This is a genomic window from Faecalicoccus sp., assembly GCF_036552745.1.
In the GTDB taxonomy this organism is placed as follows: domain Bacteria; phylum Bacillota_I; class Bacilli_A; order Erysipelotrichales; family Erysipelotrichaceae; genus Faecalicoccus.
In genome coordinates this window covers 1-6,057 of the sequence record NZ_JAXKBY010000080.1, presented here as the reverse complement: position 1 = coordinate 6,057, position 6,057 = coordinate 1, and the positions used below count along the sequence as shown (strand labels likewise).

The following is a 6,057-nucleotide window of genomic DNA, read 5'->3' as shown; positions in this document are numbered from 1 at the left end:
GTATAAAGTAAATCACGTAAATCCAACTCAATAATCCGTGTATGATCGCCCAAAATACAGAATGCCAGGTTGTGTAGCTGATAACCATTGCCAGGCATGTACCAAAGGTAATACCATTTTTAACCGTCTTTTTAACAATTGTTTGATTTTTTTCTTCCATGTTGTTCTCCTTTTTGGATATTGTAGCACAAAAAAAGGACCGGAATGATTCCGATCCTTCATTTACGAAATTAGCTGTATAAATCAACCAGTTTCTTCAAGTGTTCGAAACGAGCGTTGGCTTCTTCTTCAGATTTCGCAAATAATTCTTTTGCTCTTTCTGGGAATGGTTTAACCAAACGAGTGTAACGAGCTTCATTGTTCAAGAATTCCTGATAAGTTCCGTCACCTTCTTTAGAAGTTAATGTGAATGGGTTCTTACCGGCAGCTTTCTTAGCTGGGTCGAAGCTGAACAAGTTCCAGTATCCGGCCTTAACAGCTTTCTTCATTTCATCCTGACAATGGTTCAAACCACCCTTGGCAATACCGTGCAATTCACATGGAGCATAACCGATGATCAAAGATGGTCCATCGTAAGCTTCTGCTTCTGCGATACACTTAACAGCCTGTGCAGGGTTAGCACCTAAAGCAATCTGTGCAACATATACATATCCGTAAGTCATTGCGATTTCGGCCAAAGATTTCTTCTTCATTTCTTTACCGGCAGCGGCAAACTGACATACTTCACCGATGTTACTTGCCTTAGAAGCCTGTCCACCTGTATTTGAATACATTTCTGTATCGAATACAAATACGTTTACGTTTTCTCCAGATGCCAATACATGGTCTAATCCACCGAATCCGATGTCATAAGCCCATCCATCTCCACCGAAGATCCATACAGATTTCTTACCAAAGTACTGCTTATCAGCCAATACTTCTTTAGCAGCATCTGTACCTAAAGCTTCCAATGCAGCAATTAAAGCCTTTGTTGGTTCAACGTTTGCTTTAGTATCTTCTTTGGTTTCGACAAATTTATCGAAAGCAGCCTGAAGATCTGCATTTCCTGCTTCTTCTACAACCTTAGCTACCTTGGCAATTGTGTGTTCACGAAGTGTCTTGTAGCCTAAAGCCATACCATATCCGTGTTCTGCGTTATCCTCGAACAAAGAGTTAGACCAGGCAGGTCCCTGTTTAGATTCTTTGTTTACAGTGTAAGGACATGTTGCAGCCGGACCACCCCAGATAGAAGAACATCCGGTTGCGTTAGAGATATACATCTGTTCACCGAATAACTGAGTAACTAGACGTGCATAAGATGTTTCGGCACATCCACCACAAGATCCGGAGAACTCTAATAACGGCTGATTGAACTGAGAACCTTTGACAGTTTCATCTTTCAAACCGATATCTTTCTTAGATACATTGGCAACTAAGTAATCAAATACTGGCTGCATATGTAACTGAGATTCCTGAGGTACCATCTGGATGGCACCGGTAGGACATACAGTGATACATTCACCACATCCCATACAGTCAAGCGGTGTAACACTCATTGTGAACTTCAATTCGCTTGCTTTAGGTTTTGTATCAGCCAGCTTGATTTCAGCCGGAGCTGCTTTGACTTCTTCTTCATTCAATAAGAATGGACGAATTGTCGCATGGCTACATACGAAGGCACACTGGTTACACTGGATACATTTGTTAGAATCCCATTCCGGAACCATAACGGCTGTACCACGTTTTTCATAAGCACTGGCACCTGTTTCCCATTGACCATCTGTGTGTGCATTGAAGGCAGATACAGGTAAGCTGTCTCCATCCATCAAGTTAACTGGTTCCATGATTTCTGTAACCATCTTAACTGTGGCAGGACGTCCTGTTTTTTCTGCAGGAGCTGCATCAGCTTCTGGATTAGCCCAGGAAGCAGGTACTTCTACTTTATGCAATGCATCTACACCAGCATCAATAGCTTTGTAGTTCATTTCTACAACCGCATCACCTTTTTTAGAGTAAGATTTCTTAGCGGCTTCTTTCATGAAAGTAACAGCCTCATCGATTGGCATGATATCTGCTAATTTGAAGAAAGCAGACTGTAAAATCGTATTGGTACGTTTACCCATACCGATTTCGATAGCTTTATCGATCGCATTGATCGTATATACCTGAATGTTGTTTTCGGCAATATATTTCTTGGCATCAGCAGGCATATGTTTGTCTAATTCTTCATCAGACCACTGACAGTTGATCATGTAGATACCACCAGGCTTAACGTCCTGTACCATCTTATATCCCTTAGTTACATAAGAAGGGTTGTGGCAGGCAACAAAGTCAGCCTGGTTGATGTAATATGGGCTCTTAATTGGGTTGTCTCCAAAACGCAAATGAGAAATTGTGATACCACCTGTTTTCTTAGAGTCATACTGGAAGTAAGCCTGGATATATTTATCCGTGTGGTCACCGATGATCTTTGTAGAGTTCTTGTTGGCACCAACTGTACCATCTCCACCAAGACCCCAGAACTTACATTCGATTGTTCCCGGTGCACTTGTGATTGGAGCTGGTTTTACTTCTGGCAATGACAAGTTTGTCACATCATCCACGATACCGATCGTGAAGCGTTCTTTTGGTTCATCCTTCAATAATTCTGTATATACGGCAAATACACTTGAAGGTGGAGTATCTTTAGAACCTAAACCATAACGTCCACCAACTAATTTGATGTCGTTCATTCCGGCTTCTCTTAATGTTGTCGCAACATCCAGGAACAATGGTTCACCTAAAGAACCTGGTTCTTTTGTACGGTCTAATACCGCAATTTTCTTAACCGTTTCCGGTAATACCTTCAACAAGTGTTTGCTTGACCAAGGACGATACAAACGAACTTTGATAACACCAACTTTTTCACCTTTTGCGGTTAAGTAATCGATAACTTCTTCACATACATCATTGATAGAGCCCATAGCGATGATGACACGATCTGCATCCGGTGCTCCATAGTAGTTGAACAAATCATAGTTTGTTCCCAGTTTTTCATTAATCTTGCCCATGTATTTTTCAACTACAGCAGGTAGATCATCATAAACTGTATTGATGGCTTCACGATGCTGGAAATAGATATCTCCGTTTTCGTGAGAACCACGCATAGCTGGATGTTCTGGATTCAACGCATGGTTACGGAAAGTTTCAACATCTTCCATAGGGCAGATGTCTTTTAAATCTTCATAATCCCATGTTTCAATTTTCTGAATTTCGTGTGATGTACGGAAACCATCAAAGAAGTTGATGAAAGGAACTTTTCCTTCCAAAGCAGCACAATGTGCAACCGGAGATAAGTCCATAACTTCCTGTGGGTTTGTTTCACAAAGCATCGCAAAACCTGTCTGACGGCAAGCATAAACGTCACTGTGATCACCAAAGATGTTCAATGCTTGTGTCGCAACGGTACGTGCTGAAACATCAAATACACAAGGCAGCTGTTCAGCAGCGATCTTGTACATATTTGGAATCATCAATAACAGACCCTGAGAGGCTGTGAATGTATTTGTTAAAGCACCAGCAGCTAAAGATCCATGTACAGCACCGGCTGCACCAGCTTCAGACTGCATTTCTGTAACAACTACCTGATTCCCAAAGATGTTTTTACGTCCACCGGCAGACCAGATATCAATTTGGTCAGCCATTGGACTAGATGGAGTAATAGGGTAAATTGCCGCAACATCAGTATACGCATAGGCAACGTGAGCCGCAGCTGTATTTCCATCCATCGATAGTTTAGCTCTAGGCATGATTTCAATTTCCTCCTTATTACAGTAATCCTATACCTTAACTATTATACGAGTTTTTAGTCCGATTTTAAAGTCCAACTCAAAAAAAGCTTATGTTTTTAGTTGTATAACGATAACCGAAAAAGAGCCATTCCGGCTCTTTTACTTATTCTTTTCCCAAAAGCTTGAACATGTTCTTTTTATATACTTCAACGCCAGGCTGATTGAACGGGTTCGAATCATTCATCAAAGTTGTCATCGCAATGGCCTTAAAGTAGAACATACACATATTACCGAAACTGTAAGCGCTCATATCTGGCATAGTAATGATAATGTTTGGTACACCACCTGTTTCTTCATGAGCCTGTAAAGTTCCTTTAGCGGCCATCTTGTTAACCCAGTCAATCGATTTTCCGGCTAAGTAATTCATGTTGTCCAAGTTTTCATCATCGCTTGGGAAAGTCAGATCGATCATCGGTTTTTCTACATACAGATTGGTCTCAAATAATATTTTCTTTCCATCCTGTACAAACTGTCCCAGTGAATGAAGGTCTGTAGAGTTACATACACTATCCGGTAAAATACCTTTTCCATCTTTTCCTTCACTTTCACCAAACAACTGTTTCCACCATTCGGCAATCATCTGCATCTGCATTTCATAGTTGACAAATAATTCCACATCATAACCTTCGTTTTGTAAGATACGACGCGCTACCGCATAACGATAAGCCGGGTTTTTATCCAGATCGGCATCACCGTATTCACCCATGCCATCATGCAGACCCTTCATGATTTCATCAATATCGATACCGGCTACGGCAATTGGTAAAAGTCCTACCGGTGTAATGACAGAGAATCGTCCACCGATATCATCCGGAATTACGAATGTTTCATATCCTTCTTTATCGGCCAAAGCCTTTAATGTACCACGGGCTTTATCCGTTGTCGCATAAATACGTTTTTTGGCATCTTCCCCGTATTTTCCTTCCATAAACTGTTTTAAGATACGGAATGCGATTGAAGTTTCTGTTGTTGTTCCTGATTTTGAAATTACGTTAACGCTAACTTCCTTATCTTTTATATAGTCCATGACCTGTGCAATATAGCTGCTGGAGAAAGTATTTCCCATGAAGATGATTTCCGGCTTTTTCTGTGCGTATAAACCGTTGATCATTTCAATCGCAGCACGGGCACCAAGGTAAGAGCCACCGATACCGCATACGACAAACACATCGCTGTCATTTTGGATCTTCTGTGCACATGTCTTAATGCGGGCAAATTCTCCTTTGTCATAATCGTCAGCCCATGTCATCCAACCGATAAAATCATTTCCCTTGCATGTTTTCATACGCAAAGATTCATCGATCTGATTGACTTGCTCCTGATACGCTTTTACATCCTCTTTTAAATGAGCATGTTGTAAGTCTAACTGAATCATGTTATTGTACCTCCGTTATTCTACGAGCACATTATATCACGAAAAAAAGAATCTGTGATATAATACTAACGGTTTAGGAGTGAAAAAAGAGTATGTTTCCACAAGCTTTATTTCCATTGTTTGTTGCCCTTTCATGCAACCTGATCGCACAAGCGGCAAAAACGATCTTTTATTATTTAAAATCCGGAAAATGGGATCTGCACTGGGTTGTTGCCAGTGGTGGGTTTCCCAGCTCCCATTCCAGTACGGTCACCGGTTTATCGATGGCTATCGGAATGCAGGAAGGATTTGATTCCACTATTTTTGCGGTAACGGCAGTATTTGCCTTTATCGTGATGTATGATGCCTGTCATGTCCGTTACTATTCCGGAAAAAATATCGAATTAACGCAGCAGTTGATCAAGGATCTAAAAGATATGGAAGTACAACTGAATAATCCTATATACGAAGAACAGCTCAAATCCGTATTGGGACATCGCTTTGTGGAGGTCCTGGGTGGCTTTGTCGTAGGACTGGTCTTCCCTCTTTTGTTCATCCCTTTATTTTTAGGATAGGAAGTGAGACAGAATGTCAGAAGAAGTTGTAATGCCGGACATGAATCAAATCAACGCATGTCTAGATAAGATTCGTCCTTATATTCAACAGGATGGCGGCGATATTGAACTGATGGGTGTCGATGAAAACGCAATCGTTTATGTAGCTTTTCGCGGAGCCTGTGCCGGATGTATGATGGCAGCCGAAGATTTTTCTTCCGGTATCAAATTATTACTGATGGATGAAGTTCCCGGCATTCGCGATGTACTGCTGATTGGATAAAGAAAGATGCTGATTATATGGCATCTTTTTTTATACCCTTTTGCCTATATATAGCTT

At 41.0% G+C, this 6,057-nt stretch carries 4 protein-coding genes; 2 read left to right on the top strand and 2 right to left on the bottom strand.

Going from position 1 to position 6,057, the window contains the following annotated elements; translation table 11 throughout:
• Positions 1 to 230: 230 nt before the first annotated feature.
• Together nifJ and U0M88_RS04030 are read right to left on the bottom strand one after the other, a co-directional pair.
• Positions 231 to 3,767, bottom strand: coding sequence for a pyruvate:ferredoxin (flavodoxin) oxidoreductase (gene nifJ / locus U0M88_RS04035; RefSeq protein WP_117446128.1), 3,537 nt, complete (start codon positions 3,765 to 3,767; stop codon positions 231 to 233).
• A 145-nt stretch (positions 3,768 to 3,912) separates the two neighbouring features.
• Entirely contained in the window at positions 3,913 to 5,184 is a 1,272-nt protein-coding gene (locus U0M88_RS04030) for a glucose-6-phosphate isomerase (RefSeq protein ID WP_168964974.1), read from the bottom strand.
• 92 nt (positions 5,185 to 5,276) lie between these two features.
• Between U0M88_RS04030 and U0M88_RS04025 the strand changes: the two genes are divergently transcribed.
• Both U0M88_RS04025 and U0M88_RS04020 read left to right on the top strand, forming a co-directional pair.
• Positions 5,277 to 5,738, top strand: a complete 462-nt coding sequence (locus U0M88_RS04025) for a divergent PAP2 family protein (protein WP_331868985.1) — start codon at positions 5,277 to 5,279, stop codon at positions 5,736 to 5,738.
• Positions 5,739 to 5,751: 13 nt separating this feature from the next.
• Positions 5,752 to 6,000: a NifU family protein gene (locus tag U0M88_RS04020; protein WP_022789654.1), complete on the top strand. Its 249-nt coding sequence runs from the start codon at positions 5,752 to 5,754 to the stop codon at positions 5,998 to 6,000.
• The last annotated feature ends 57 nt before the right edge of the window (positions 6,001 to 6,057 follow it).